Source organism: Pseudomonas putida, from assembly GCF_002906855.1.
GTDB classification, from domain to species: domain Bacteria; phylum Pseudomonadota; class Gammaproteobacteria; order Pseudomonadales; family Pseudomonadaceae; genus Aquipseudomonas; species Aquipseudomonas putida_N.
The window spans coordinates 1066866-1092719 of the sequence record NZ_MINI01000038.1; the positions used below are offsets into that span (position 1 = coordinate 1066866).

Genomic DNA, 25854 nt, shown 5'->3' on the forward strand with positions numbered 1-25854 from the left:
TTGTGTCACGAAGTAACGCGAATGTGCGTTCGACCAAAGCCGGATTATCGCTGTTTCGGTAACAAAGATTCGCAGGAATATGCGCTTATCGCCAGTGCGGCGGCCCCCTAGAATTGCCCGGCCCCTCCACCTCTTCCTCGGGAAATCGCAGCTGTGCCGCGTCGCATCATCAGAACGCTTCAAGTGTTCAGTGCCTGTGCCCTTAGTCTCACCTTGAGCGGCTGTATCGGAACCTGGGGTATCGCCCCGCAAAGCAAGACCCTGCAAGCCAATACCTTGACCACCGACGCGGCCATTCGCGAAGCGGCCAGCGACGCGCACTGGCCTGACCAGCGCTGGTGGCAGGCTTATGGCGACCCACAACTCGACCGCTGGATCGACCTGGCCGTGGCCGGTAGCCCGAGCCTGGCCATGGCGGCGGCGCGAGTGCGTGAAGCCAAGGCCATGGCCGGTGTGGTCGAGTCGGCGGAAAAGCTCCAGGTCAATGGTGACGCCACGCTCAAGCGGCACAACTGGCCCGAGGATCAGTTCTACGGCCCAGGCGCGTTGTCGGGCGCCAACACCTGGGACAACAACGCCGCCTTCGGTTTCAGCTACGCGCTGGACCTGTGGGGCCGCGAACGCAACGCCAGCGAGCAGGCCGTGGACCAGGCGCACATGAGCGTGGCCGAGGCCCGCCAGGCCCAGCTGGAACTGCAGAACAACGTGGTGCGTGCCTACATCCAGCTGAGCCTGCATTTCGCCCAGCGCGACATCGTCAAGGCCGAGCTCGAACAGCAGGAACAGATCCTGGCCCTGGCCAAGCGCCGCCTGGACGGCGGCATCGGCACCCATTTCGAGGTCAGCCAGGCCGAGGCGCCGCTGCCCGAAACCCATCGCCAGCTAGACAGCCTCGACGAGGAAATCGCCCTGACCCGCAACCAGCTGGCGGCGTTGGCCGGCAAAGGCCCAGGGGAGGGCGCGCAGTTGCAACGGCCGACCCTGGCCCTCGCCGCACCTCTGAAACTGCCGTCGAACCTGCCTGCCGAACTGGTCGGCCAGCGCCCGGACGTGGTCGCCAGCCGTTGGCAGGTCGCCGCCCAGGCTCGCGGCATCGATGTCGCCCATGGTGGTTTCTTCCCCAACGTCGACCTGGTCGGCAGCCTCGGCTTCATGGCCACTGGCGGCGGCCCGCTGGAGTTCCTGACCGGGCGCAAGTTCAACTACAACGTCGGCCCGGCGATCAGCCTGCCGATCTTCGACGGCGGCCGCCTGCGCTCGCAGCTGGGCGTGGCCTCGGCGGGTTATGACGTGGCCGTGGCGCGCTACAACCAGACCGTGGTCGGTGCGCTGAAAAACATTTCCGACCAGTTGATCCGCCGTGAATCGATGAAGGAACAGTCGCACTTCGCCGCCGAGTCGGTGGCCGCTGCGCAGAAGACCTACGACATCGCCACGGTGGCCTTCCAGCGCGGCCTGACCGACTACCTCAACGTGCTCAATGCGCAGACCCTGCTGTTCCGCCAACAGCAGGTGCAGCAGCAGGTGCAGGCTGCACGCCTGATTGCCCATGCCGAGCTGGTCACCGCCCTGGGCGGCGGCCTGCAGGCTGGCCAGGACGTGCCGAAGGAAGAACACCAGGCCGCGCCGAAAACCCCGGCCACCCTGGCCATTTTCGACAAGAAGCCGGATAACGCCGAATGAGCACTTCCAGTTTGCCCGTGCGCTGGCTGCAGAGCCTGGAATGGCGCCGGGGCTTCTTTGCCTGGGCGCGCACCGACGGGGTGACCTGGGTGTACATCTTCAAGGTGCTGGCGGCCGCGTTCATCACGCTGTGGCTGGCCATGCGCCTGGAATTGCCGCAACCGCGCACGGCGATGATCACCGTGTTCATCGTCATGCAGCCGCAGAGCGGCCATGTGTTCGCCAAGAGCTTCTACCGGGTGCTCGGCACCCTGGCCGGCTCGGCGATGATGGTCGCGCTTATTGCCATCTTCCCGCAGAACACCGAACTGTTCCTGCCCAGCCTGGCGGTGTGGGTTGGCCTGTGCTCGGCCGGCGCCATGCGCTACCGCACCTTCCGCGCCTATGGCTTCGTGCTCGCCGGCTACACGGCGGCGATGATCGGCCTGCCCGTGCTGCAGCACCCGGACCAGGCGTTCATGGCGGCCGTGTGGCGGGTACTGGAAATCGCCCTGGGCATCCTGGTGTCGACCTTCGTCAGCGCCGCGATCCTGCCGCAGTCGGCCAGTGCCGCCATGCGCAACGCCCTGTACCAGCGCTTTGGCGTATTTGCCGGGGTGGTGGTGGAAGCCTTGCGCGGCGATAGCCAGCGCGACCGCTTCGAAACCAGCAACGTGCGCTTCGTCGCCGAGGCGGTGGGGCTGGAGAGCCTGCGCAACGTCACCGCCTTCGAGGACCCGCACATGCGCCGCCGCTCTGGCCGGCTGGTGCGCATGAACAGCGAGTTCATGGCCATCACCACGCGCTTCAACGCCCTGCACCGCCTGCTGGAGCGCCTGCGCGCCCGCGGCCCGCTGCAGATTGTCGGCGCCATCGAGCCGGGCCTGAACACCTTGGTGGAGCTGCTGCAGCCTTATGTCGGCCGGGCGCTGACTGACGCCGATGCGCTGCGCCTGACCCTGGAGCTGGCGGCCTACAAGGAAGGCCTGCAGGCGCAGGTGCGTGGCCTGCGCGCCGACTATGTGGCAACCCAGCCCAGCGAATCCGACCTGCTCGACTTCCATACCGCATTCGAGCTGCTCTACCGCTTCGTCGACGAGATGTACAGCTACGCCGAAACCCACGCCTCGCTGGCTGCGCACAAGCACGAGCGCGAGCAGTGGGATGAGCCCTACGTGGCGCAGACCAGCTGGCTGGTGTCGTTGGCCGCCGGTGTGCGTGCCTCGGCAGTGCTGTTGCTGCTGGGCAGCTACTGGCTGATGAGCGACTGGCCCAGCGGCGCCATGATGACCCTGATCGCCACCGTCACCGTGGGCCTCTCGGCCGCTTCGCCGAACCCCAAACGCATGTCGTTCCAGATGGCCTGCGGCACGGCGATCGGTGCCTTCATCGGCTTCTTCGAAACCTTCTTCGTGTTCCCCTGGATCGATGGCTTCCCGCTGCTGTGCATGGTCCTGGCGCCGGTGTTCGTGCTCGGTGCGTTTCTGTCGTCGCGGCCAGCATACGCCGGTTACGGCATCGGCCTGCTGGTGTTCTTCGCCATCGGTTCGGTGCCGAACAACCTGACCGTCTACGACCCGTACAGCTTCATCAACGACTACATCGGCATGGTCATCGGCATGTTCGTCTGCGCCGCAGCGGGGGCGATCATCCTGCCGCCGAACAGCCGCTGGCTGTGGAGCCGCCTGGAGCAGGAGCTGCGCGGGCAGGTGCTGTTCGCCATCAGCGGGCGCCTGCGCGGCCTTGGCTCGGCCTTCGAAAGCCGCACCCGCGACCTGTTGCACCAGGCCTATGGCCTGGCTGCCGGCAAGCCGCAGGTGCAGAGCCAGCTGATGGGCTGGATGTTCACCGTGCTGGAAATCGGCCACGCGATCATCGAACTGCGCAAGGAGCAGGCCCGTGCGCCGATCCACCCGGCCTACGCCGAGTCGCAGCCGTGGCGCCAGGCCATTCGTGTGATGGGGCGCGCCCTGGCCCGCCTGTTCCTGCAGCCCAGCGCCAGCAACCACGAACGTGCCCTGGTCGCGGTGGACCACGCCATCGCTCGCGTGCAGGCCACCGACGAACCCTTCGCCCGGCACTTCGACACTTCGGTGCTGCGCCGTGCGCAGAGCTACCTGCACTTCATCCGTTCATCCCTGCTGGACCCACAGTCGCCGCTGGCACCGGCGAAAGGACTGCACCGTGCTCCGTGAAATCATGCCCCGCGAGATCGCCTTCCATGGCGTGTACCTGCCCACCATGACCCTGATGTTCCTGTTCGCTCTCGGCCTGGCCTGGGGCCTGGACCGGTTCATCGCCAGCCATGATGGTTACCGCTTCTTCTGGCACCCGGCGCTGCTGCGCCTGAGCCTGTTCGTCTGCCTGTTCGGCGCCCTGGCGCTGTCGCTCTACTGGTGAGAATCCTTCGATGAAAAAGTTTTTCAGCCTGATCGCCACCCTGCTGGTGCTGACCGCTGCCGTGGTGATCGGTCGCCAGTTGTGGTTGCACTACATGACCACGCCATGGACCCGCGACGGCCGCGTGCGCGCCGACATCATCAACGTCGCCGCCGATGTGCCGGGCTATGTGGTGGACGTCCCCGTCAAGGACAACCAGCGGGTGAAGAAGGGCGACCTGCTGATCCAGATCGACCCTGAGCACTACCAGTTGGCGGTCGACCAGGCCAAGGCCCTTGTCGCCTCGCGCAAGGCCACCTGGGAAATGCGCAAGGTCAACGCCAAGCGCCGTGCCGACATGGACAACCTGGTGATCTCCAAGGAAAACCGCGACGACGCCAGCAACATCGCCAACTCCGCCCTGGCCGACTACCAACAGGCCCAGGCTGAACTGGCGGCGGCCGAGCTGAACCTCAAGCGCACCCATATCGTCGCCACGGTAGACGGCTACGTGACCAACCTGAACATCCACAAGGGCGACTATGCGCGTACCGGCGAAGCGGTGATGGCGGTGGTCGACGAGAACTCGTTCTGGGTCTACGGCTTCTTCGAGGAAACTAAGTTGCCGCATGTGAAGGTCGGCGACCAGGCCGAGCTGCAGATGATGAGCGGTGAGCGTATCAAGGGGCATGTGGAGAGCATCGCCCGCGGTATCTACGACCGCGACAACCCACAGAGCCGCGAGCTGATCGCCGATGTGAACCCGACCTTCAACTGGGTGCGCCTGGCGCAGCGGGTGCCGGTGCGGATTCACATCGATGAAGTGCCGGACGGTTTCCTGCTGGCGGCGGGGACGACTTGTACGGTGGTGGTGAAGCCGGGCGAGGAATAGCCAAAGTATATGTTGGCCGTATCTATATCTTTGGGAAAAGGACTACAAGAGGGTAGGAAGTGGATGGCATGAGCTGAATGTAGCTCGCGTTGCACAATGCCGTTTTCGCGTTGCCGGCTATGGCGATCCGGAAAAGGAATGGCCCCGCAATGCGGGGCCATTGATACGTACCTAGCGTCATCACCAGCATGACCATCAGGTCTTCTGGGAGAGGGCAACTTAGGGCTGCACCGCGAATGCTAATACAGGATGGACGAGTTTGACAAACCAGGACTGGAGCCAATCCCTCGAGCAGTCTTTTTCCAAGCCACGCCTTGCCCGATACGCGATCAACCCTCGAAAAGCCGCTGCCGCTACAGCTTACGCTCACAATATGTTGTTGGGGCAAGCCATCTACCCATGCCTGCATGTGCTGGAAGTCAGTCTGCGCAATGCCATGCATCAGGCCTTGAAGCACAAGTACGGGCGAGGCGACTGGTGGGAGGTTGCGGACTCGCTTACGCCCCTTGATCGGTCGGAAATCGAGAAAGCCAGATCATCAATCAAGGTGAAGCGTCATACAGCAACACCTGACAAGATCATTTCCGATTTGAGCTTCGGATTTTGGGTCTCACTGCTTAATACTCGCCATGAGCAGGCGTTCTGCAAGGAATTACGCCTTGCCTTTCCACGTTGCCCGAAGAAAAGGCGACAACGAAATGAAATTTCCAAGGTACTGAATCTGATTCGGGATCTACGTAACAGAGCCGCTCACCATGATGCCTTGCTCTGGTTGGCCCCCGATATTCGCCAACGGCATTTGCTCTGCCTGGAGGTTATCAGCTGGGTAAGCCCTGAATTGAAACCCTGGCTTACCCGCTATGATGGATTTCCCGAAGCATGGTCAAACTGGGTTAGCTGCGCCGTCACAGACTGCTAGCAAGCGGCCCCCACCAACACCGGCACCTCAACCCGGTCAATCACCTTCGCGCTGATCGACGGGTCCAGCAGCCGCCCCAACCGCGACAGGTGGCGGTGGCCCATGATGATCAGCTCGCAATTCAGTGCCTGCGCCTTGGTGACAATCGCCTCGACCGGCTGCCCGGCGACCATGCAGCCTTGGCTGCTGAAGCCGGCCTGTTGCAGTAACTGAACGGCTTCACCCACGGCGCGATCACCCAGGCGTTGCTCCTCGCAGGCGGCAGGGTATTCCTCCAGTTCCTCGGCGGTGTAGGGCGCGAGTTTGTCGTGCACGGCGAAGGTTGAGTCGATGGCCAGCAGTACGTGCAGTTCGTGCTCGCCGGGGCGGCAGTAGCGGCGGGCGAGGGTGAGCAGGGCTGTGGAGGCAGGTGAGGCATCGATGGCGATCAGGACGGGGCTGGGCATGCGGAATCCTAAGTTGAGGCTGGCTGATGTGCTTGCAGGCTCGGCCCTTTCGCGGGGCAGGCCCGCTCCCACAGTTACTGCACATCACGTGAGCATTGTGGGATTCCTGTAGGAGCGGGCTTGCCCCGCGAAAGGGCCGAACCTGCCTATCCTTCATTTATGGCCGAACACGGCCAGTGAATAAATGCCCCACCACGCACGAGCGCATTGCGTCTGGTGCAATCCACCAACCTGCTACCATCGCCTTTCCCCACAGCTGTCACGGAAAACGGCCATGCAACTCCCGGACATGAACCTGCTCGTCGCCCTCGATGCCCTGCTCGATGAAGGCAGCGTGGTCGGCGCCGCGCAGCGCATGAACCTGAGCCCGGCGGCGATGAGCCGCACGCTTGGGCGTATCCGCGATGCCCTGGGCGACCCGATCCTGGTGCGCGCCGGCCGTGGCCTGGTGCCGACGCCGCGGGCGCTGGCCCTGCGCGAGCAGGTGGCGGCTTTGGTGGAGCAAGCCGGCGAGGTGTTTCGCAGCGCCGATGAAGTCGACCTGCCGAGGCTCGATCGCGCCTTCAACATTCGCACCAATGACCTGTTTATCGCCTTGTATGGCGCCCAGCTGCTGCACCGCATGCATGAGCAGGCGCCGCGCACGGTGCTGCGCTTCGTGCCAGAAAGCCCCGGTGGCGATGATGACAGTGTGCTGCGCGATGGACGCACCGACCTGATCATCAGCTCGACCGTCGACCTGGGCCCGGAGATCAAGGTGCAGAGCTTGTTTCAGACTTACTATGTAGGCCTTGCCCGACGTGACCATCCGATCTTCGACCAACCGATCACTCCGACCAGCTTCGCCAGTTATCCACAGATCAGCGTGTCCCGCCGTGGCCGGGCCAACGGGCCGATCGATGTCGAACTGGCCAACTTCAAGGTGCAGCGGCGGGTGGCGCTGATTACCCCGAGTTTCCATTCGGCATTGTTCTCGCTACCGGATTCGGACCTGATCCTGCCCATGCCGGCCAATATCCTCAACAGCGTGTACAAGCTCGGGCTGCCTTTGCGTTCGTTCGAGATCCCGGTGCCGCTGGAGCGGGTGACCGTGCTGCAGGCGTGGCACCCGCGCTTTCACAACGACCCGGCGCACCGCTGGCTGCGGCAGACCTTGAAGGCCTGCTGCAGCGTCGACCCTTGAGCGGATTGCGCCTGGCGCAACTTAAACCTGCCGAGAAGTCAGTTTTCGTCAGCATTCGACCTTCTTAGACTGGCTCCAGTCGCAAGTTTGTTGCTGGAGATGTCTGCCCATGGGTTCCCTGTCCGCCCCTTCTGCCGCGATTGTCGCCGCCCCCGCGCCGGCCGCGCCTGTGCAGACGGCGTTCGGCCTGCGGGTGGTGGTCGGGCTGTTCGGTGTATTGCTGGCCGTGCTGTGTGCCGGCCTCAACGAGTCGGTCACCAAGATTTCCCTCGCTGACATTCGCGGCGCCATGGGCATTGGCGCCGACGAAGGGGCCTGGCTGCTGGCGGTGTACAGCGCCGCGTCGGTGTCGGCCATGGCCTTCGCCCCCTGGCTGGCCACTACTTTTTCCCTACGCCGCTTCACCATGGTTGCGGTCGGCCTGTTTGCCGTGCTCGGGCTGTTGCAACCGTTCGCCCCCAACCTGCACAGCCTGATGCTGCTGCGTGTGCTTCAAGGCTTCGCCTCGGGTGCCTTGCCGCCGATGCTGATGAGTGTGGCGCTGCGTTTTTTGCCACCTGGCATCAAGGTCTATGGGCTGGCCTGCTACGCATTGACCGCCACCTTCGGGCCCAACCTCGGCACGCCGCTGGCTGGCTTGTGGACCGAGTACGTCGGCTGGCAGTGGGCGTTCTGGCAGATCATCCTGCCCTCGGCGCTGGCCATGTTCTGCGTCGGCTGGGGCCTGCCGCAGGACCCGCTGCGCCTGGAGCGCTTCAAGCAGTTCGACTGGCGCGGCGTGTTGCTCGGCCTGCCGGCCATCAGCAGCATTGTCCTCGGCCTGTCGCTGGGTGACCGCTGGGGCTGGTTCGATTCGCCGCTGATCTGCTGGTTGCTCGGCGGTGGCGTGCTGCTGCTGGTGCTGTTCATGTACAACGAATGGTCCGAGCCGCTGCCGTTCTTCCAGCTGCGCATGCTACAGCGGCGCAACCTCAGCTTCGCCCTGGTGACCCTGGCCGGCGTGCTGATCGTGTTGTCCGGCGTGGGCAGCATTCCATCGGCGTACCTGGCGCAGATCCAGGGCTACCGCCCGGCGCAGACCAGCCCGCTGATGCTGCTGGTGGCCATGCCGCAGCTGATCGCGCTGCCACTGACCGCAGCGCTGTGCAACATCCGTGCGGTGGACTGCCGCTGGGTGCTGGCCATCGGCTTGGCCATGCTGGCGGTGTCGTGCGTGGGTAGCAGCTTGCTGACCAGCGAGTGGATCCGTGGCGATTTCTACCCGTTCTACCTGCTGCAGGTATTTGGCCAGCCAATGGCCGTGCTGCCGCTGCTGATGCTGTCCACCAACGGCATGAGCCCGCAGGAAGGGCCGTTCGCCTCCAGCTGGTTCAACACCGTCAAAGGCCTGGCCGCAGTGATTGCCGGTGGCCTGCTGGATGCCCTGGGCACCCTGCGCCGGCACTTTCATTCCAACCACCTGGTGGACAGCCTGGGCAATGCCCCGCTGATCGACGACAACGCCGTCGGCCTTGCCAAGCGCCTCCATGACCAGGCGCTGGTGCTGACTTCGGCCGACCTGTACCTGGTCATGGCCTGCATCGCCGTGGCGTTGATCTGCCTGATTCCTTTCGTGCCTACCCGGGTCTATCCGCCGCGCGCGGTGGCCTGAACCCTGGATGAATTCGAGACACTGAACATGACCAACAACCGCAAGACCCTTCTCATCGGCTCGGTGCTCGCCGTGGCCGTGCTGGCCGGCATCGTCGGCCCGTGGCTGTTCGGCAGCGACCACCGCCAGCGTACCAACGATGCCTACGTCATCGCCGATTACACCGTGGTCGCCCCCAAGGTTGCCGGCTTCATCAAGGAAGTGCTGGTCGAAGACAACCAGCAGGTGCAGGCCGGCCAGTTGCTGGCGACCATCGATGCCCGCGATTACCAGGCTGCGCTGGATGCGGCCCAGGCACAACTGCTGGTGGCCAAGGCGCAGAGCGCCGATGCCCGCGCCACCCTGGAGCGCCAGGCCGCAGTGATTGCCCAGGCTCAGGCAGCGGTGACGGCGGCCCAGGCGGAAGCAGCGTTCGCCGACCATGAGGTCAACCGCTACAGCCGCCTGGCCGAGCAGGGCGCCGGCACCGTGCAGAACGCCCAGCAGGCACGCAGCCGGGTCGACCAGGCCCGCGCACGCTTGGCCAACGCTCAGGCAGCGCTGGTGGCGACACGCAAGCAGGTGGACATCCTCACGGCCCAGGTGGCCAGTGCCGATGGTCAGTTGAAACGGGCCGAAGCCGGCCTGGAGAAGGCCCAGCTGGACCTGTCCTACACCCGCATCACCGCGCCGGTCGACGGCATGGTCGGCGAGCGGGCGCTGCGCGTCGGCGCCTTCGTCAACCCGGGCGCACGGCTGCTGTCGGTGGTGCCGCTGCAGCATGCCTACGTGGTCGGCAACTTCCAGGAAACCCAGCTGACCCATGTGCAGCCAGGCCAGCCGGTCAGCATCAGCGTCGACACCTTCTCCGGTGAAACCCTCAAGGGCCACGTCGAGAGCATCGCCCCGGCCACTGGCGTGACCTTCGCTGCGGTGAAGCCGGACAATGCCACCGGCAACTTCACCAAGGTGGTGCAACGCATTCCGGTGAAGATCGTCTTCGATGACGGCCAGCCGCTGCTCGAACGCCTGCGTGTGGGCATGTCGGTGGAAGCAACCATCGACACCCACGGCGACCAGCTGGCCGGCAAAGAGGTGAGCGCCCGATGAAACCTGCCGTACGCTTGAGCCCGCTGTTGCTGGCCGTGCTGATGGCCGGCTGCACCCTGGGGCCGGACTTCCAGCGCCCGGACAGCCAGGCACCACAGCAATGGGCGGCGCTGCAAGGCGAGGCCGCTGCCAGCCAGCCACAAGCCGAACCGCTGGAACTGCGCTGGTGGGAAACCTTTCATGATGCCCGCCTGAGCGCACTGATCCAGCGCGTGGCCGATAACAACCTCGACCTGCAGATGGCCAGTGCCCGCCTGCTGCAAAGCCGCGCCCTGCGCAGCACGGTGGCGGCCGACGAATCACCGTCGGTGGACGTCAACGCTGGCTACAGCCGCGCTCGCAACAGTGCCGTAGGCCTGAACGATCCGTCCGGCAAGGCGGGCAAGGAGGCCTTCAACCTTTGGCAGGGCGATTTGGTGGCGGGCTGGGAGCTGGATTTGTGGGGCCGCGTGCGTCGCCAGGTTGAGGCGGCCGATGCCACGGTCGAAGTGGCCGAGAACGACCGCCGCGGCGTGCTGCTGGCGCTGCTCTCGGAAACCGCCGGCAACTACATTCAGCTGCGTGCCGTGCAGCACACCCTGGACGTGACCCGCGACAACCTCAAGGTCGCCAAACACAGCCTGAAGCTCTCCCAGGATCGCCAGGCCGAAGGTGTAGCTACCCGCCTTGATGTAGCCCAGGCCAGCGCCCAGGTGGCGTCCATCGAGGCGCGCCTGCCAAGCCTTGAAGCCCGGCGCGACGACCTGATCAACGCCCTCAGCCTGCTTGCCGCCGAACCGCCACGCAGCCTGCAGGCCGAGTTGCTGCAGGGTGGTGAGCTGCCGGCACCGCAGCAGACGTTCGCCATCGGCCTGCCGTCCGAGCTGGCCGAGCGGCGCCCCGACATTCGCCAGGCCGAGGCGCGCCTGCATGCTGCCACCGCGAGTATTGGGGTGGCCAAGGCCGACTTCTATCCCAGCATCCGTCTGTCTGGCAACGTCGGCTTCCAGGCCATGCAACTGGCCGATTTCGGCGGCTGGGATTCGCGCCGCTTTGCCTTCGGCCCGCAGCTGTCACTGCCGATCTTCGAGGGTGGCCGGCTCAAAGGCACCCTGGAACTGCGCGAGGCGCAGCAGCAGGAGGCCGCGTTGAACTACCGCAAGGTGGTGCTCGGCGCCTGGCACGAAATCGACGATGTGCTACGCCTTTACAACGCCAGTCAGTTGCGTCGCGATCACCTGGCCGAAGCGGTGCGACAGAACCGCATCGCCCTGGAAACCGCCCAGCGCCAGTATGTGGAAGGGGCGGTGGACTTTCTCAACGTGCTGACCGTGCAGGGGGCCTTGCTGGCCAGCGAAGAGCAGTTGATCGACAGTTCTGCCGCGGTGTCGCAGGCGCTGGTGGGCCTGTACAAGGCCTTGGGCGGAGGCTGGCAGGCATTCGATGAGCAGCCGCAGCATTCTCACAGCTAGAGAGGGAGCACAGATGCAAATTTCCTTGAACGGCAAGCGCGCCATCGTCAGCGGCTCCACCGCTGGCATTGGCCTGGCCATCGCTATCGGCCTGGCCGAGGCGGGCGCCGAAGTGGTACTCAACGGCCGCACCCAGGCCCGTGTCGACGACGCGCTCAAGGCCGTGCGCGAGCGTTTGCCGCAAGCGCGAATCATCGGCATCGCCGCCGACCTGAGCACGACAGAGGGCGCGCAGCAGCTGTTCGATCAAGTGCCGCATACCGATATCCTGGTCAACAACCTCGGTATCTTCGAGCCCAAGCCATTCTTTGAGATCGACGATGCCGACTGGCAGCGCTTCTTCGACGTCAACGTGCTCAGCGCCGTGCGCCTGTCGCGCCATTACGCCCAGGGCATGGCCGAGCGCAAGTGGGGGCGGGTGGTCTTCCTGTCCAGCGAGTCGGCGTTGCAGATCCCGACCGAGATGATTCATTACGGCATGACCAAGACAGCGCTGCTGGCGGTTTCCCGTGGCCTGGCTGAGACCTTGGCCGGTACCGGGGTGACCGTGAACTCGGTGTTGCCGGGGCCGACCCGCTCGGAAGGGGTGGGCGACTTCTTTGCCAAGCTGGCGCAGGAACAGGGTGTTTCCACCGATGAGCTGGAGGCCAATTTCCTCGCCGAGCACCGGCCGACTTCGCTGATCAAGCGGCTGGCGACGGTGGAGGAAGTGGCCAACATGGTGGTGTACCTGGCATCGATGCAGGCCAGTGCCACCACCGGGGCTGCCTTGCGGGTGGATGGCGGGGTACTGCGCTCCATCGCCTGATTGTCCGTTGCCTGTTCCGGCCTCTTCGCGGGGCCGGTACAGAGCTCAGAGAGGCCTCAGCAACCCAAAGCGCTTGCGCAATGCCCAATCCAGCAACCGCGTAGGCAGCAACCGGGCCATCAATGGCAACGCCGTGCTGCCATTGCCCAACCGCACCACCGCCGGTGCCGGCGACTTGCCCACTGCCGCCAACACCCCTTGGGCAAACACCGCCGCTGATGTCGGCTTATCCTGCGACGCCCGCGCCCGCGCCTGCACATGCTCGCGCAGCGGCCACCACGCCGAATCCGCCGCCAACACCTCTTCGGCCTGGCGCTGGGCATTGCTGGCGAACTGCGAGGCAATCGCTCCGGGCTGCACTTCCATCACCTGAATTCCGAACGGCGCCAGCTCCAGGCGCAGGGCATCGCTCAAGGCATGCACGGCAGCCTTGGACGCGCAGTAGGCCCCGGCGAACGGCGTGACCAGCACGCCCGAGACACTGCCGATATTCACCACCAACCCGCGCGCACGGCGCAGCAGCGGGAACAGTGCGCGGGTGACGCCAACCACGGCGAAGACGTTGGTCTCGAATTGCTGGCGCAGCGCCTCGACGCCGCCATCGAGCAGCGGCCCCATGGCGCCGTAGCCGGCGTTGTTGATCAGCATGTCGAGGCGCCCGTGTTGCGCTTCCAGCTCATCGGCCAGGCGCCTGAGCGCTTCGCCATCGTTGACATCCAGTTGCCGTGCGGTGAAGCCGGCGGCGGACAGTTGCTCGACATCGTCGGGTTTGCGGGCCGTGGCCCAGACTTCGTGGCCGGCATCGCGGAAGGCGTCGGCCAGAGCGCGGCCGATGCCGCTGGAACAACCAGTGATCAGGACGGTGGGCATGGAGTAAGCCTTCAATTAATTGGCGAATGAGCCTTGCAGGTGTTCAGCGCGAAATTCCAGGGTCTGCGGCCGGTAGCCGGAGCGCAGCGGCGGCAGTGGCAGGCAGTCCTTCCACTCGGCCCCAGGTTGCAATTCACCCGGCCCGCGATAGCGCGGTGCGTTGTAGGTGTTTTCCGCCAGGTTCACGGTATCGCCCGGCGCGTACGCCGCCACGCGCCAGCGCAGTTCGGTCAGTGGCGCCTGGCTGCCGTTCTTCATGCGCACTTGCAGCGCTCGGTCGGCAGGGCAGTGTTCGGGAGCATAGGCAAGACGCAGTTCCAGGCGTGCCAGTTGCGAGGCTTCGCGGCTGTCTTGCCAGATGACGAACATTGCCACGAGGCCGAGGCCACAGACGGCGGCGAGGGTGATCGGCAAGGCCTTGGCCGGGTAGCGCAACAGCAGCACCAGCCAGGTGAGGATGAGAAAGGCACCGATGATCATGGGGCAGGCAGACCTTGGTTGCGCAGGTCTGACCATCGTAGCGCCAAATCGGGTCGGCCTCAAAAGTAAGGGGCCGCATTGGCGGCCCCTTGGGTATTGCTTACTGCGCGATGGTCTTCACCGATACGCCGCGCTCGATCGGCGTCGAGGTGCGTCCATACACATCCTCGAAGCGTTCGATGTCGTCCTCGCCCAAGTAGCTGCCGGACTGCACCTCGATGATCTCCAGCGGGATCTTGCCCGGGTTGCGCAGGCGGTGGATCGAGGCGATCGGGATGTAGGTCGACTGGTTTTCGGTAAGCAGGAACACGTTTTCGTCACAGGTCACCTCGGCGGTGCCGGAGACCACGATCCAGTGTTCGGCACGGTGGTGGTGCATCTGCAGCGACAGGCTGGCGCCCGGCTTGACGGTGATGTGCTTGACCTGGAAGCGGCCGCCCATGTCCACCGAGTCGTACGAGCCCCACGGGCGATACACTTCCAGGTGGTTCTGGGTTTCGCTGCGGCCCTGCTCGTCGAGGGTCTTGACCATCTGCTTGACGCCCTGGACCTTGTCCTTGTGGGCAATCATCATCGCGTCCTTGGTCTCGACCACGACGATGTTCTCCAGGCCGATCACCGACACCAGCTTGCCGTTGCCGTGGATCATGCAGTTGCGGCTGTCCTGCACCACCACGTCGCCCTTGGTGACGTTGCCGTTGGGGTCCTTGTCGTGGACCTCCCACAGCGACGACCAGCAGCCCACATCGCTCCAGCCGGCCGACATCGGTACCACGCAGGCGCGCTGGGTCTTCTCCATCACCGCGTAGTCGATTGAGTTGTCCGGGCAGCAGGCAAAGGTGGCTTCGTCGATGCTCAATATATCGCCATCTTCCTGGCTGCGCTCCAGGGCCAGCAGGCAGGTATCGTAGATGTCGGAGTCGTGCTTTTTCAGTTCTTCGAGGAAGCGGCTGGCGCGGAACAGGAACATGCCGCTGTTCCAGAAGTAGCCACCGGCGGCGACGAACTCGGCGGCGCGTTTTTCGTCGGGTTTCTCGACGAACTGGGCGACCCGGGCCACGCCCTCGGGCAGCAATGCGTCCTGGCTGGAACGGATATAGCCGTAGCCGGTTTCCGGTTTGGTCGCGGGCACGCCGAACAACACCATTTCGCCACGCTCGGCGGCCACAGTGGCCAGGGCCAGGGCACGTTGCAGGGCCTTCTGGTCGTCGATCACGTGGTCGGCAGGCAGCACCAGCATCAAGTCGTCACGGCCTTCGTTGACCAGTTTCATGGCCGTCATCGCCACCGCTGGCGCAGTGTTGCGACCGAACGGCTCCATCAGGATGCCCTGGGTTTCCAGTTTCAGCGCCGCGAGCTGCTCCTGGACGATGAACTTGTGGTCCTTGTTGCAGACCACGACCGGGGTGTCCATGCCTTCGAAGCGCAGGCGCTCGAGGGTCTGCTGGAACAGAGTGTGTTCACCGGTCAGCGCCAGGAACTGCTTGGGGAACTGCTTGCGCGACAGAGGCCACAGACGCGAACCGCTACCACCAGAAAGAATTACCGGGATCATCATGTTTCTCCAATAGTCGTTATGAGGCAGGGGGATCAGTTGCTAGCCACGGGGCGAGTTACCCACACCGGCGACAAGTTGCTGCCGGAACCCGTTACGTACAGCACGGCCGCTTCGCCACGCTCCAGGGCGACCGGTTTCAGGTCGCTGACTTTCTTGTTGCCTTCGAACAAGGCCAGGTTGACCTTGACCGGATTGATTTCACGCTCGCCACGGCCCTTGGTGGCCACCGACGGCACCACTTCGGTCTTGCCGTCGGCGGTTTTCAGGGTCACTGCCTGGTCGCTGAGGTTCTGCACGCGTACCAGGGCTTTCTGCTTGTTCTTGAACGGTGGTTCTTCGATCAGCTGCGGGCTGCCGCTGGTGCTGTTGACCAGGGTGTAGTACTTGTCCGCAGCCAGCTTCACCGGCACGCTCTTGCCGCCAACCTGGGCGGTGTAGTCACCGCCCGGCAGGAAGCTGAAGTCGCTGCTGGCCTGGGCGCCAACCTGCTTGATCTGGGTGTTGCCGACGCTGGCCGCAGCCGGGGCGCTGGCAGCGTTGTACAGGCGCACGAAGGTCGAGCCCTTTGGTGCGCTCGGGCCGTACAGCGCGGCGTCGGCACCGGCGAAGGCCTGCATGGACGCAAGGGAAAGGCCGGCCGCGAGGGTGAGGGCTTTGGCAATGGAAGTCTTGGTAGTCATGTGCATTTCCTCTCTATCGATCAGTGATTCGTCCGGGTGGACGACAAGGCCAGGTTTTCTTCGGATTGACTGGAGTTCTTCAGCTGCGCGATCCACTGCGGGTCGAAGCTGCTGAGGTCGTTGGTCATGGGCAGATAACGTTCGGGGAATTCCCACACCACCACTTGTGGCGCGGCGTTCTTGAAGGCATCGCTCTGCAGGTACTTGAGCATCGGCAGCAGCGGGCCGTGGCCGTCTTCGGCGTAGTTGGCGACGTCGCTGTGCAGTGCCTGTTGCAGCGCACCAAGGAAGTTCCAGTGCGGGTTGGCGCTGTAGCTGGTGCCCACCAGGGCGACCGGGATCTGGTTGTCGGCGAACAGGGCGTCGTTGCCATCGCCTTCGGCCTCGGCTGGACGGGTGGTGCGTTGTTGCAGGTTGTCCGGGGTCGGCAAAAGGTTGCTGAACAGCGGGTCCAGCGGCAGGAAGTTGGTCAGGTCGCCCTTGTACGGGGCGGTGCTGCCGGCCTCGGTGATGAAAGTCTGTGGGTCGCCGTTGAGCAGGCTCTGGCGGCTGACCGCTTCGGCCAGTGCCTGCGCCGCCACTTCGGCACCCATCGGCGTCCAGTGGGTGTCGGTGCGCAGGAACACCTGGCCACGAGCCTTGGCCTGCTCCAGTGCAGCCATCAGGTCAGGGGCGAACACGTTGGCCTGGCGCGCCTGGGCATGGAACTGGTTGTACAGGTCGTCATGCAGGCTGGCGGGTTGCTCCTTGCCGATGTATTCGGAATACACCCGTGCCTTGGCCGGGATGATCGCCAGCACCAGCTGGCTGCCATGCTTCTGCAGGGTGTCACGCACACCGCGGATCAGTGCCAGGTTGTCCTGCATCAGCTGTTCGGCACCGGCGGTGGGCTTGAACTCTTCGTCGCTGAACAGCCACTGGTCGCGGCCCAGCACCACGCCAGGGCGGCCTTCGTTGAATAGTTTGAAGTCCAGTGCGGCCCAAAGGTTGGTGCCCAGGCGCTTGATCGGGAACTGGTCGTCGTAGTGGGTTTCTGCGGCCTTGGCCAGCTTGCCGTTGAGCAGGGTCATCTGCTCGGTACGGTGGAAGCTCTCGAAGCCACCGGTGGACCAGGCACCCATGCCCACCAGCAGGCCGAGGAACGACAGGGAATAGGTGACGCGTAATGTCCGGGTCATGTCATCCACCTCAGAACTGGAAGTACAGGAACGGCGAGTAGCTCTGCGCCGAAAGCTTGAGGATCGAGGCCACGAACAGCAGCAGGATCAGGGCGCGGGTCATCACCCGGGTCCAGTCCAGGCCGATCGAGCCGTCGGCGTTGACTTGCACCGGGGTGGCGTTCGCCGTCGGGTTCGCGTTGCGGTAGAAGTCGCGCAGACCGAAGAACGCCAGGGTGAGGTAGGCGATCACCAGGGTCGCCACCTGCAGGCCGGTGAGCTGGGCGCGGTTGAGTTCCGACAGCTGCCACTCACCGAAGCTGAACATGGCGCCGTACATGCGGGCGGCGACGTGCAGGTTCTCGGCACGGAAGATCACCCAGCCGACCACCACCAGCAGGAAGGTGAAGGCCCACTTGACCGGGTTGAAGCGCTGCGGGTTGGTGTCGATGCCCAGCGCCCTCTCGATCGCCAGCCACATGCCGTGCCAGGCGCCCCAGATGATGTAGGTGAAGTTGGCACCGTGCCACAGGCCGCCCAGCAGCATGGTCAGGAACAGGTTGCGGTAGGTGTTGAAGGTGCCTTTGCGGTTGCCGCCCAAGGTGATGTACAGGTAGTCGCGCAGCCAGGTCGACAGGCTGATGTGCCAGCGCCGCCAGAATTCGGTGATCGACTGGCTGATGTACGGCTGCTTGAAGTTCTCCATGAAGCGGAAGCCCATCATCAGGCCCAGGCCGATGGCCATGTCGCTGTAGCCGCTGAAGTCGAAGTACAGCTGCGCGGTGTAGGCCAGGGCACCCAGCCAGGCGTCGCCGGTGGTCGGGTTCTGCAGGGCGAAGCAATGGTCGGCGACCACCGCCAGGGTATCGGCGATGAACACTTTCTTGATGAAGCCCTGCATGAAGCGGGTGCAGCCTTCGGAGAACTTGTCCAGGGTGTGGGTGCGGTTGTTGAACTGGTCGACCAAGTCCTTGAAGCGCAGCACGGGGCCGGCGATCAAGTGCGGGAAGATCGCCACGAACGCCGCGAAGTCGATCAGGTTACGGGTGGCCGGGGTATCGCCGCGGTACACGTCGATGATGTAGCTGATCGACTCGAAGATGTAGAACGAGATACCGATCGGCAGCAGCACGTGGGTGAGGATGAAAGGCTCCAGGCCGAACGAGGTGATGATCGCATTGAGGCTGTCGACGCCGAAGTTGGCGTACTTGAAGTAGCCGAGGATCGCCAGGTCCACGCCGACGCCGAGCAGCAGCCAGCGCTGGGCCGGTTTGGTGCGCACGCCGGCGGCGCCGACTTTCAGGCCGATCCAGTAGTTCCACAGGGTCACCCCAGCGAACAGGGCGAGGAAGTCGACTCGCCACCAGGCGTAGAAGATGTAGCTGGCGACCAGCAGCAGCAGGTTGCGATAGCGTTGCCCGCTCAAGTAGTACAAGCCGAGGAAGACCGGCAAGAACAGGAACAGGAACACGTTGGACGAGAAGACCATCCCGGTTCTCCTTGTTGTTCACAGCATCCGGGGCACAGCGCCCCCCAAACCCCCCACGCCAAAGGTGGGGGGACCTAGCCCCCGCGGGGGCGCGTTATTTCTTCGATTCTGCGCTCGGGTCGTAGACCCGCGTCATGTCGCCGCCGAGCCTGAAACTGTTGAACGGCTGCATGTGCTGCTTGCGCTGCAGGGTGTCGCCAACGCAGTGATAGAGCGCACACCAGGGTTCGAGCCAGGAGTACTTGCTGTCGACCTTGAGATCGGTCAGGTCCTGCTTCTCACCGGCGCGCTCCTTGAAGTGGCTTGGGTCGCGGGCACCGGCCAACACGCCCTCGCCCAGACGTTGCAGAGCGAAGTTGTTCTCGGCGCGCAGGTCGACGCCGTTGACCTGGGCGAAGCTGGCGATCATTGCCAGCGGCGGCAAGGCGTAGTTGTGATAAGCCAGGGCGCGCTGCTTGCGCTTGATCTCATTGGGCAGGAAGCCCTGATCGTCCACCTGGTTGGCGCCGATCTTGTATTCCTTCACGGCCCAGTCGAACAGGTCGCGGCGGTCGGTGGCCACGGCGGTGGCCATCACCGACCAGGCCGCCCAGTAGCTGTGGTTGTTGATCTTCGCCAGCGGCAGGTCGCTCCAGTCGCGCACGGTCTGCTCGGCGAGGCGGGCGAACCACTTCTCGATCAGCTCGGCCTCGGCCTGGTGCGCGGCCAGCGGCTGCGAGTTGGAGAATTTCAGGCGCAGCCACGACCCGCTCATGCTGCCCAGCGCCCATTTGCGCATGGACTTGCCGGTGTGGTTGTAGTCGGTGGACAGCAGCGCATCGGCGCGAGCCCAGCTACCGAGCCAGGCCAGGGTGCAATCGAGCTGCGCCGGGCGGCCATCACGCATGTACTGGCCGACCATCTTGCTCACGCCCTTCTCGAGCGTGGTGATGTCTTCGGTGGACTTGCGGAAGGCTTTTTCCGAGGCGACGTTGAGCGTCGCCCGGGCCTTGTCCGAGCCTTCGTACTTGCTGCGGAACTGCAGCGCGCCGGTGTACGGCTTGGGGGCCGGTTCGCAGCGGAAGTTGCCGTCCCCGGTCTTCAGCTTCTCGATGCCCTCGTAGTAACCCTGCGGGGGCACCAGTGCGGCATGGGCGGCGCTACCGAACATGGCAAGGGTGAGCAGGGCGGGGCTGAAGATTCGCTTGAATAGGGTCATGATCGCCTCACTGTCCGGCCTGCGCAGTCTGCGCGGGCACGGCGAAGTTGTTGCGTTTGCAGAGCTTGGCCTCGACTTTCTGGGTGCCGCTTTCCGGCCCCTGGACCTCGAAGGCCAACAGGTTCTGGCTGGCCCAGTCCTCGTCTTCGCGCATCTGGAAGACGAAGCGGCCGTCAGTATCGGAGGTTTCCGGTTTTTCCAGCTTGATGTCCTCGTGGCGGCCGTTGAGGTACCACAGGGTCGCCTGCAGCACCTTCACCGAAGGGTCTTCGAACTTGATGTCCATCTGCAGGTTGCGGTTGACCAGGTCCTTGATCACGCCGCCCTTGCCATTGACCATCAGCTCGTTCTTGCCAGGCTTGAGCGTGGTGCTGGCGCTCATCAGCGCCGGGCGCGCATCGCAGCCGTCGTCGAGCAGGCCGAGGATCTGCCGCCAGATGGTCTCCTGGTCCAGGCGGTACAGCGGCGAGAACTCCCAGATGAGGATCTTCGGCGGGTGGTTCTGGAATTCTTCGCTGCCCAGATACTGGATCATCGAGCCTTCAAGGCCGCCACCGGGGAAGGCGACGTTGAGCACGTCGGCGCCGATGTACTGCTCGAGGAAGCCGCTGAAGTTGTAGTTCTTGCCACTGTGGCTGGTGCCGACCAGGGTGATCTGAGCGTTGCCGCTGTCACCGAACAGGTCGTCGCCGCCGCCGGTCGAGCCTTTCGGTTCGGTGGCGAACTGGTCCATGTACTGCACCGCGTAGCTGGTGCCGCAGAGCTGGCCGGCAACGTTGTGCAGGGTGCCGGTCTTGCCCATGCGCCCGGACTTGTGGGTTTCGAATTCCTTGCGCGGGATGCCTTCGAAGGCCGGCATCTTGTGCACGGTGTCGGCCACGATCTTGGCCGCGCGCTCGGCGCCGTAGGGCGTCCAGTGCTGGTCACCGCGGAAGTAGAAATCCTTGCCCTGGTCGGCGGCGGCCAGCTGCTCGTTGGTCAGCGGCGACAGGTCGGGCACGTTGTAGCCCATGCTGGCGAAGCGCTTGAGCATGGCCTGGTAGTTGCCCAGCGCCTTCTGATAGTCGAAAGCGGCTTTCTCGTCGGGCTTGAGCATGTTGCGGTTCACCAGGCCACGGGTCGGCTGATAGACCACGACCAGTTCCACACCGCGTTTCTTGAACGCATCGTGCACCTGCTGCAGGCGCTTGTAGCCGGCCGGTGTGGTGTTGAACTCGGTGCGCAGGTCTTCGCGGGTCCGGAACAGCCAGTCGCCCTGGGCCTGCACCAGCGTGGTGAAGTTCTGCTGGTAGCGGGTGGTGTAGCGGCTGGCGTCATGCGCCTCGGGGCACAGCTGGCAGCAAGGTTCGGCGGTGAAGGTCGGGGCCTTCACTTCGTCGGCGCGCACGCCCTGGCTGATGGCCAGGAGGGCGGCGGACAGGCCCAGCAGTTTCATCAGGTGTGGAGTCATGGTCTGGGCTTCCTTAATCGATCATTTCGGTCTGGCGTTCGACCGGGTCGATCAGCACGGCCTTCTGCTGGCGCACCAGCAGGTCGAGGATTTCGTCCTGGCGCTCGCCGAGGATGCCGTTGAGGCTGATGCCGCTGGCTTTGCGCGGGGCGAGCATGGACACCTTGTACAACTCGACCGACAGCGGCGAGTCGATCGACAGCGGGCCGGAGCCGTTGGCCGCCAGCTCGCCGCCGACCACAATCAGCGACACCTTGGTGTCGAACGGGTCGAGGGCGATGTCGCGGTCGGTGTCGGACAGGTCCTTGATGTGCCCGTACACGCCGACCAGGCCGTTGGCCATGGCGATGTTCTCGTACAGGCGGATGTTCACGCTGTTGCGCACGCGGATACCGTGGCGACGGTTGTTGATCAGCTTGTTGCCCCAGATCAGGTTGTCGCCGCTCTCATACAAGGTGATGCCGTCGGTGTGGTTGCGGTAGATCTCGTTGTAGGCCACCAGGTTGTTGACGCTGTTGCGGTCGATCACCACGCCCGAGAGCTTGTTGTCGTAGCTCTTGTTGTTGATGATCCAGCTGTCGTTGACTTCACGGGAAACGATGATGCCGTGCTTCTTCTTGGTGCCGTACACGGTGTTGCCGGCGATGATCAGGCGGTGCGAACGGTCGTGCGGGTCGATGCCGTAGACGATGTTGTCGTGGTAGGTGTTGTCCTTGACCACGAAGTCGGAGGTCTCGTAGCAATAGAAGCCGTACCACATGTCGCTGAAGGTCGAGCCGATGATCCAGCCGGTCGGCTCCGGGCGGCCCATGCGCTGGGACATGTTCGGTGTGTACTGCGAAATGCTCACGCCGTACGACTTGGACTTGGCATAGCCGAAGCTGGCCATCTTCGTGTTGACGATATAGGTCTCGGTACCGCCCCACGACAACAGGAACGGGCGGAATTCCTTGGGCGAGCGGAAGGTCGCCGGGCCGTTGTCCTTCTCGCGCCAGCCAGTCACCTGGGTGTCGGTGACGAACAGCTTGCCGTCGTTGACCAGGAACGAACCGCCTTCCTGGGACAGGCGCAGCTGCTTGACCTTGCCATCGATCTCGAGAATGCCCTTCTGCCCGACCACGATCGGCAGGCGCGCCAGGTACACGCCTGGTTCGACTTCGCTGAGGTACTGCTTGGGCACCTTCTTGCTCAGTTCGACCAGGTCGATATGGCCGTCATCGATGAAGATCGCCTGGGGAATGCCATGCTGGCGCTGCACCCACTCGGCGGCCTTGTTGTCGCCGCCGACGAATTCCTTGAGGGTGTCCTCCTGGAACATGCGCCGGACGCTGACCTTGCCCTTGTGACGGCGGTCGATCTTCTTCTGCACCGCTGCGGCGGTGTAGCCGGTCAGGTCGGGCAGTTTCGGCGGGTCCATCTGCAGCGGCTCGATCGGAGCGCTGGCCACGGTGTAGGTCTTGGCCTGCTGCAGCTCCTTGGCGATCACCTGGGGCTCTGCGGCGACAGCCAGGTGGCTTGCCAGCAGCAAAGCGCTGGCCAGGAGGCTGTGACGGATGTGCGGGTGAAGGTTCATCAGGGGTCTCCCGGCCTCAGAAGCGCCAGATCACGTCGACGAAGGCGCGGTGCATGTACGAGTCCGTTTCCTTGCCGTAGGCATCGCCCGGCTTGAACACACCGGCACGCAGGCGCACCAGGGCGGAAGGCTCATCGATCGCCTGGCTCATCGAGGCCGGCAGCAGGCCTTGCTTGAAGTACTTGGTGACGACCACGTCCATTTCCTGGCCGAGGTCTTTTTCGCCGTCGACCAGCTGGCGGTTCACGCCGTTGTCGTCGACCACCGCGTTGATGCCGCTGGAACCGATGTTCTGGTTGCCGTCGACGCGCCAGAACTTGTGGTAGATGAGGCTGGCGTCGTAGTCGTCGCGCAGCTGCCAGGAGGCGAACAGGGTGGCCGCCTGCAGGTTGCCTAGCTCGCCGCGGAAGGCTTCGCCGAAGCGGTGTACGCGCGAGCGGGTGCCGGTGAAGTTGGAGCGGTTGCTCTCAAGACCTGTCTGCTCGAAGTTGTTCGAACCATCGTCGCCTCCGCCGCCGCTGCCGCGGGCGTAGGCTGCACCGACCTGCCATTGCGGGTCCAGGCGCAGGCGGATGCCAAGGTCGGTGGCCCAGGCGTTGACGTCGCCGCTCTGCTTGCCGGTAGCGACCTGGTCGTCACCGACCAGTTGTGAGCTCAGGGTGTCGCGGTTGCCGGTCAGCCAGGTGACGCTGCCCCAGTAGTTGACGGTGTGGTCGTTGCGCCAGTTGTAGGCGTCGCTGTTGGCTTCCAGGCCCAGCCAGGTGAGGTCGCCGGTGCGGGTCTTGTCCAGCGCGTCGACGGTTTCGCCCGGGTTCTTCAGGCTGCCGCTGTCATGGGTGTGATGGGCGCGTACACCCACCCAGTGGCCAGGGGTCCACTGCGTGGCGACGTTGCCGTAGATATGCGTGCGGTCCTTGTCTTCCGGGGCCAGCTCGGTGAGGTCGGTGCGGTATTCGCTGAAGCGCTGGGCCACGCCCAGGTCGGCCTTGAGCAAGGTGGTGTCGAAGGTCCAGTTCAGCGCTTCGATGTTGGTGTCACGCCACATGCCGTCGTCGCTGCGCAGGCGCTGGCGGCCGAGGCGCAGTTGCTCGCCCGGGTAGGCGGTGAGGCCGCTGTAGCCGACCCAGAACTCGCGCATGGCCAGGTAGCTCTTGTCGGGCTTGCGGCTGTCGTCGCCGGTGTCGGTGGTGGTGCCGTCGTCGTTCTGGCGCAGGGTATCGGTTTCGATGGTGTCGGTGGCCGCAACCGCTTGGCCCATGGCGTAGGCGCTCCAGTTGCCGCGCTCGCCGTAGACCCACGGGCGCAGGTCGAGGCCCAGGCCGTTTACGTCGCCGCCGGAGCGGGTGCCGAGGTCACGGTCGTCTTCTGACTGGCCGGTGATCTTCACATCCAGGCCGAAGTTCTTCTGGGCGGTCATGTCCGCCAGGGTCGGGCAGGACCACAGCAGGGCGAAGCTCAGGCCGATGCCGGCTTTCACGAAGGGATTGAGCGTCATAGCGAGTCCTCACCGTCTACTTCTTTTTCGTCGTCTTGCAGGGCTTCGAGGGCCAGGGTGCTGTTGGCGCCCTGAACCATGCTGCCGCGGGCCTGTTTCTCCTGCGCCAGCAGGCTCTGCGCCTGGCTGCGCTGGTCAGGCGTGAGTTGCTGGTCGAGCTGCTGCAGCAGTTCGCTGGACTGTGGCGTCGGGTTGACCTGAGCCAGCTGGGCGAACACCCAGGCGTTGCCCGGTTGCGGGCGGATGCCATGGCCTTCGCTGAACAGCTGGGCGAGGGCATAGTCGGCGCTGTTCTGGCCGCCACGGGCGGCAGTCAGCAGGTTGTCCACAGCCTTCTGTGGCTCGACCTTGCCCAGGTAGCCGCGGCGGTACAGCTGGCCGAGGTAGTAATGGGCGCTGACTTCGCCGGCGTCGGCGGCGGCCTGCAGGTGTTGCTCGGCCTTGACCGCATCGGCGGGCAAGGTCTTGCCTTCGTAGTACAGGCGGCCCAGCAGCAGCTCAGCGCGTGGCTGTTCGGCTTCGCGGCCCTTGTCGATGTAGGCCATCAGCTGGTCGGTGTCGCCCAGCTCGGGGAAGTCGTACAGCAGCTGCGCCAGGCTGACCCAGGACGCCGGGTTGGCCGGGGCGACCTGTTCGAGCAGGTCCTTGGCGGCTTTTTCGTCGGTCTGGCCGAGGCTGCGGTCAGCCAGCACGCGGGCGACACTGTCGACCCGGGTAGCCGGCACCGCGCCACGGGCATAGGCGGATTTGAGCTGGCCGAGCAGGGCGGCCTGTTGATCGGCCTGGCCACGCTTCTGGTACACGGTGGCCAGCTCGACGTAGCAGATGTCGGTGGTGTTAAGGGCGGCCTTGCAGATTTTCTCGACATCGCCCAGGTGCTGGTCGTAGGTACCTTGGGTGCGGTACAGCAGCACCTGGGCCAGGCCCGCTTCCGGGTTGCCGGCGGCGCGCCACTGGTCAATCTGCTGCTGGGCGTTGACCTTGGGGAAGCTCTGCGGGTAGGTCAGGTAGAGCATCGCCAGCGGGATCAGGGTATTGCCTTCACCTTGCTTGGCGGCGAGCTTGAGCAGGGTTTCGGCTTCCTCGCGCTCGGCCTGGGTGCTGTCCGGCTTGGCCACCAGCAGGCGGCCGAGGCGTGCCTGGGCACGGGGCGAGGTAGCGGCGGCAGCGCGATAGGTGGCTTCGGCTTCACGGATTTTCGCCGGCTCACGGGTGGCTACCTTGATGTCGGCCAGGCCCACTTGCGCGTCGCTGTAGCCGAGGTCGGCCAGGGCCTTGTAGTTGCGCTCGGCCAGCGCGGTGTCACCGCGCTTGAGGGCTTCGTTGGCCAGGCGCTGGTCGGGCAAGCCCGCACAGCCGGCCAGGGCGACCGCCGCAGCCAGGGCACAGAGGCCCAGGCTTGCGCTTTTCTTATGGGAAATCAT

22 protein-coding genes are annotated in these 25854 nt (G+C 64.6%); 10 read left to right on the plus strand and 12 right to left on the minus strand.

Features of this window, described 5'->3' with window-relative positions:
* The first annotated feature begins 153 nt into the window (after positions 1 to 153).
* From BGP85_RS17555 to BGP85_RS17575, 5 genes are all read left to right on the plus strand, one after another.
* Entirely contained in the window at positions 154 to 1683 is a 1530-nt protein-coding gene (locus BGP85_RS17555) for an efflux transporter outer membrane subunit (protein ID WP_103449112.1), read from the plus strand.
* Positions 1680 to 3857 (plus strand): FUSC family protein, encoded by a 2178-nt coding sequence (locus BGP85_RS17560; RefSeq protein WP_103449114.1) that lies wholly within the window; start codon positions 1680 to 1682, stop codon positions 3855 to 3857. The genes BGP85_RS17555 and BGP85_RS17560 overlap by 4 nt, the downstream gene beginning before the upstream one ends.
* Positions 3858 to 3861: 4 nt before the next feature.
* The gene (locus BGP85_RS17565) at positions 3862 to 4062 is read left to right on the plus strand and encodes a DUF1656 domain-containing protein (RefSeq protein ID WP_103449874.1); all 201 of its coding nucleotides are present in this window, start codon (positions 3862 to 3864) and stop codon (positions 4060 to 4062) included.
* A gap of 10 nt (positions 4063 to 4072) precedes the next feature.
* The gene (locus tag BGP85_RS17570) at positions 4073 to 4933 is read left to right on the plus strand and encodes an efflux RND transporter periplasmic adaptor subunit (RefSeq protein WP_103449115.1); all 861 of its coding nucleotides are present in this window, start codon (positions 4073 to 4075) and stop codon (positions 4931 to 4933) included.
* Between the two features lie 259 nt (positions 4934 to 5192).
* The gene (locus tag BGP85_RS17575; protein ID WP_103449117.1) at positions 5193 to 5852 is read left to right on the plus strand and encodes an Abi family protein; all 660 of its coding nucleotides are present in this window, start codon (positions 5193 to 5195) and stop codon (positions 5850 to 5852) included.
* Here BGP85_RS17575 and BGP85_RS17580 read toward each other — a convergent pair.
* Positions 5849 to 6298, minus strand: coding sequence for a universal stress protein (locus tag BGP85_RS17580; protein ID WP_103449119.1), 450 nt, complete (start codon positions 6296 to 6298; stop codon positions 5849 to 5851). The genes BGP85_RS17575 and BGP85_RS17580 overlap by 4 nt on opposite strands.
* A 274-nt stretch (positions 6299 to 6572) precedes the next feature.
* Here BGP85_RS17580 and BGP85_RS17585 point away from each other — a divergent pair, with 274 nt between their 5' ends.
* The 5 genes from BGP85_RS17585 to BGP85_RS17605 all read left to right on the plus strand — a co-directional run bounded on the left by BGP85_RS17585 (position 6573) and on the right by BGP85_RS17605 (position 12480).
* Positions 6573 to 7481: a LysR family transcriptional regulator gene (locus BGP85_RS17585; RefSeq protein WP_103449121.1), complete on the plus strand. Its 909-nt coding sequence runs from the start codon at positions 6573 to 6575 to the stop codon at positions 7479 to 7481.
* A gap of 109 nt (positions 7482 to 7590) precedes the next feature.
* The gene (locus tag BGP85_RS17590) at positions 7591 to 9132 is read left to right on the plus strand and encodes an MFS transporter (protein ID WP_103449123.1); all 1542 of its coding nucleotides are present in this window, start codon (positions 7591 to 7593) and stop codon (positions 9130 to 9132) included.
* Positions 9133 to 9159: 27 nt separating this feature from the next.
* A complete protein-coding gene (locus BGP85_RS17595) occupies positions 9160 to 10221 on the plus strand; it encodes an HlyD family secretion protein (protein WP_103449125.1) in 1062 nt (353 codons plus the stop codon).
* Positions 10218 to 11672: an efflux transporter outer membrane subunit gene (locus BGP85_RS17600; protein WP_103449127.1), complete on the plus strand. Its 1455-nt coding sequence runs from the start codon at positions 10218 to 10220 to the stop codon at positions 11670 to 11672. Before BGP85_RS17595 ends, BGP85_RS17600 begins: the two co-directional genes overlap by 4 nt.
* Before the next feature lie 13 nt (positions 11673 to 11685).
* Positions 11686 to 12480: an SDR family NAD(P)-dependent oxidoreductase gene (locus BGP85_RS17605; protein ID WP_103449129.1), complete on the plus strand. Its 795-nt coding sequence runs from the start codon at positions 11686 to 11688 to the stop codon at positions 12478 to 12480.
* Positions 12481 to 12525: 45 nt separating this feature from the next.
* On the opposite strand, the gene BGP85_RS17610 is transcribed toward BGP85_RS17605, so the two are convergent.
* The 11 genes from BGP85_RS17610 to algK all read right to left on the minus strand — a co-directional run bounded on the left by BGP85_RS17610 (position 12526) and on the right by algK (position 25854).
* Entirely contained in the window at positions 12526 to 13350 is an 825-nt protein-coding gene (locus BGP85_RS17610) for an SDR family oxidoreductase (RefSeq protein ID WP_103449131.1), read from the minus strand.
* 15 nt (positions 13351 to 13365) lie between these two features.
* A complete protein-coding gene (locus BGP85_RS17615; RefSeq protein WP_103449133.1) occupies positions 13366 to 13830 on the minus strand; it encodes a multidrug transporter in 465 nt (154 codons plus the stop codon).
* Between the two features lie 100 nt (positions 13831 to 13930).
* Positions 13931 to 15385, minus strand: coding sequence for a mannose-1-phosphate guanylyltransferase/mannose-6-phosphate isomerase (locus tag BGP85_RS17620; RefSeq protein ID WP_103449135.1), 1455 nt, complete (start codon positions 15383 to 15385; stop codon positions 13931 to 13933).
* 35 nt (positions 15386 to 15420) lie between these two features.
* The gene (locus BGP85_RS17625) at positions 15421 to 16068 is read right to left on the minus strand and encodes an alginate O-acetyltransferase AlgF (RefSeq protein ID WP_103449137.1); all 648 of its coding nucleotides are present in this window, start codon (positions 16066 to 16068) and stop codon (positions 15421 to 15423) included.
* Positions 16069 to 16088: 20 nt separating this feature from the next.
* Positions 16089 to 17246, minus strand: a complete 1158-nt coding sequence (locus BGP85_RS17630) for an alginate O-acetyltransferase (protein ID WP_103449139.1) — start codon at positions 17244 to 17246, stop codon at positions 16089 to 16091.
* Between the two features lie 10 nt (positions 17247 to 17256).
* Entirely contained in the window at positions 17257 to 18714 is a 1458-nt protein-coding gene (locus tag BGP85_RS17635; RefSeq protein ID WP_103449141.1) for an MBOAT family O-acyltransferase, read from the minus strand.
* 94 nt (positions 18715 to 18808) lie between these two features.
* Positions 18809 to 19912, minus strand: coding sequence for a mannuronate-specific alginate lyase (locus BGP85_RS17640; RefSeq protein ID WP_103449143.1), 1104 nt, complete (start codon positions 19910 to 19912; stop codon positions 18809 to 18811).
* Positions 19913 to 19919: 7 nt separating this feature from the next.
* Complete coding sequence (locus tag BGP85_RS17645; protein WP_103449145.1) at positions 19920 to 21362, minus strand: alginate O-acetyltransferase; 1443 nt, start codon at positions 21360 to 21362, stop codon at positions 19920 to 19922.
* 13 nt (positions 21363 to 21375) lie between these two features.
* Positions 21376 to 22935, minus strand: a complete 1560-nt coding sequence (gene algG, locus BGP85_RS17650; protein ID WP_103449146.1) for a mannuronan 5-epimerase AlgG — start codon at positions 22933 to 22935, stop codon at positions 21376 to 21378.
* 16 nt (positions 22936 to 22951) lie between these two features.
* Positions 22952 to 24430, minus strand: a complete 1479-nt coding sequence (locus tag BGP85_RS17655; RefSeq protein ID WP_103449151.1) for an alginate export family protein — start codon at positions 24428 to 24430, stop codon at positions 22952 to 22954.
* Positions 24427 to 25854, minus strand: coding sequence for an alginate biosynthesis TPR repeat lipoprotein AlgK (algK, locus tag BGP85_RS17660; RefSeq protein ID WP_103449153.1), 1428 nt, complete (start codon positions 25852 to 25854; stop codon positions 24427 to 24429). The genes BGP85_RS17655 and algK overlap by 4 nt, the downstream gene beginning before the upstream one ends.

Coding starts and splice junctions, on each gene's coding strand:
- BGP85_RS17560 (WP_103449114.1), top strand. CDS start 1,680: ATGAGCACTTCCAGTTTGCCCGTGCGCTGGCTGCAGAGCCTGGAATGG.
- BGP85_RS17565 (WP_103449874.1), top strand. CDS start 3,862: ATGCCCCGCGAGATCGCCTTCCATGGCGTGTACCTGCCCACCATGACC.
- BGP85_RS17570 (WP_103449115.1), top strand. CDS start 4,073: ATGAAAAAGTTTTTCAGCCTGATCGCCACCCTGCTGGTGCTGACCGCT.
- BGP85_RS17580 (WP_103449119.1), bottom strand. CDS start 6,298: ATGCCCAGCCCCGTCCTGATCGCCATCGATGCCTCACCTGCCTCCACA.
- BGP85_RS17585 (WP_103449121.1), top strand. CDS start 6,573: ATGCAACTCCCGGACATGAACCTGCTCGTCGCCCTCGATGCCCTGCTC.
- BGP85_RS17590 (WP_103449123.1), top strand. CDS start 7,591: ATGGGTTCCCTGTCCGCCCCTTCTGCCGCGATTGTCGCCGCCCCCGCG.
- BGP85_RS17595 (WP_103449125.1), top strand. CDS start 9,160: ATGACCAACAACCGCAAGACCCTTCTCATCGGCTCGGTGCTCGCCGTG.
- BGP85_RS17600 (WP_103449127.1), top strand. CDS start 10,218: ATGAAACCTGCCGTACGCTTGAGCCCGCTGTTGCTGGCCGTGCTGATG.
- BGP85_RS17605 (WP_103449129.1), top strand. CDS start 11,686: ATGCAAATTTCCTTGAACGGCAAGCGCGCCATCGTCAGCGGCTCCACC.
- BGP85_RS17610 (WP_103449131.1), bottom strand. CDS start 13,350: ATGCCCACCGTCCTGATCACTGGTTGTTCCAGCGGCATCGGCCGCGCT.
- BGP85_RS17615 (WP_103449133.1), bottom strand. CDS start 13,830: ATGATCATCGGTGCCTTTCTCATCCTCACCTGGCTGGTGCTGCTGTTG.
- BGP85_RS17620 (WP_103449135.1), bottom strand. CDS start 15,385: ATGATCCCGGTAATTCTTTCTGGTGGTAGCGGTTCGCGTCTGTGGCCT.
- BGP85_RS17625 (WP_103449137.1), bottom strand. CDS start 16,068: ATGACTACCAAGACTTCCATTGCCAAAGCCCTCACCCTCGCGGCCGGC.
- BGP85_RS17630 (WP_103449139.1), bottom strand. CDS start 17,246: ATGACCCGGACATTACGCGTCACCTATTCCCTGTCGTTCCTCGGCCTG.
- BGP85_RS17635 (WP_103449141.1), bottom strand. CDS start 18,714: ATGGTCTTCTCGTCCAACGTGTTCCTGTTCCTGTTCTTGCCGGTCTTC.
- BGP85_RS17640 (WP_103449143.1), bottom strand. CDS start 19,912: ATGACCCTATTCAAGCGAATCTTCAGCCCCGCCCTGCTCACCCTTGCC.
- BGP85_RS17645 (WP_103449145.1), bottom strand. CDS start 21,362: ATGACTCCACACCTGATGAAACTGCTGGGCCTGTCCGCCGCCCTCCTG.
- algG (WP_103449146.1), bottom strand. CDS start 22,935: ATGAACCTTCACCCGCACATCCGTCACAGCCTCCTGGCCAGCGCTTTG.
- BGP85_RS17655 (WP_103449151.1), bottom strand. CDS start 24,430: ATGACGCTCAATCCCTTCGTGAAAGCCGGCATCGGCCTGAGCTTCGCC.
- algK (WP_103449153.1), bottom strand. CDS start 25,854: ATGATTTCCCATAAGAAAAGCGCAAGCCTGGGCCTCTGTGCCCTGGCT.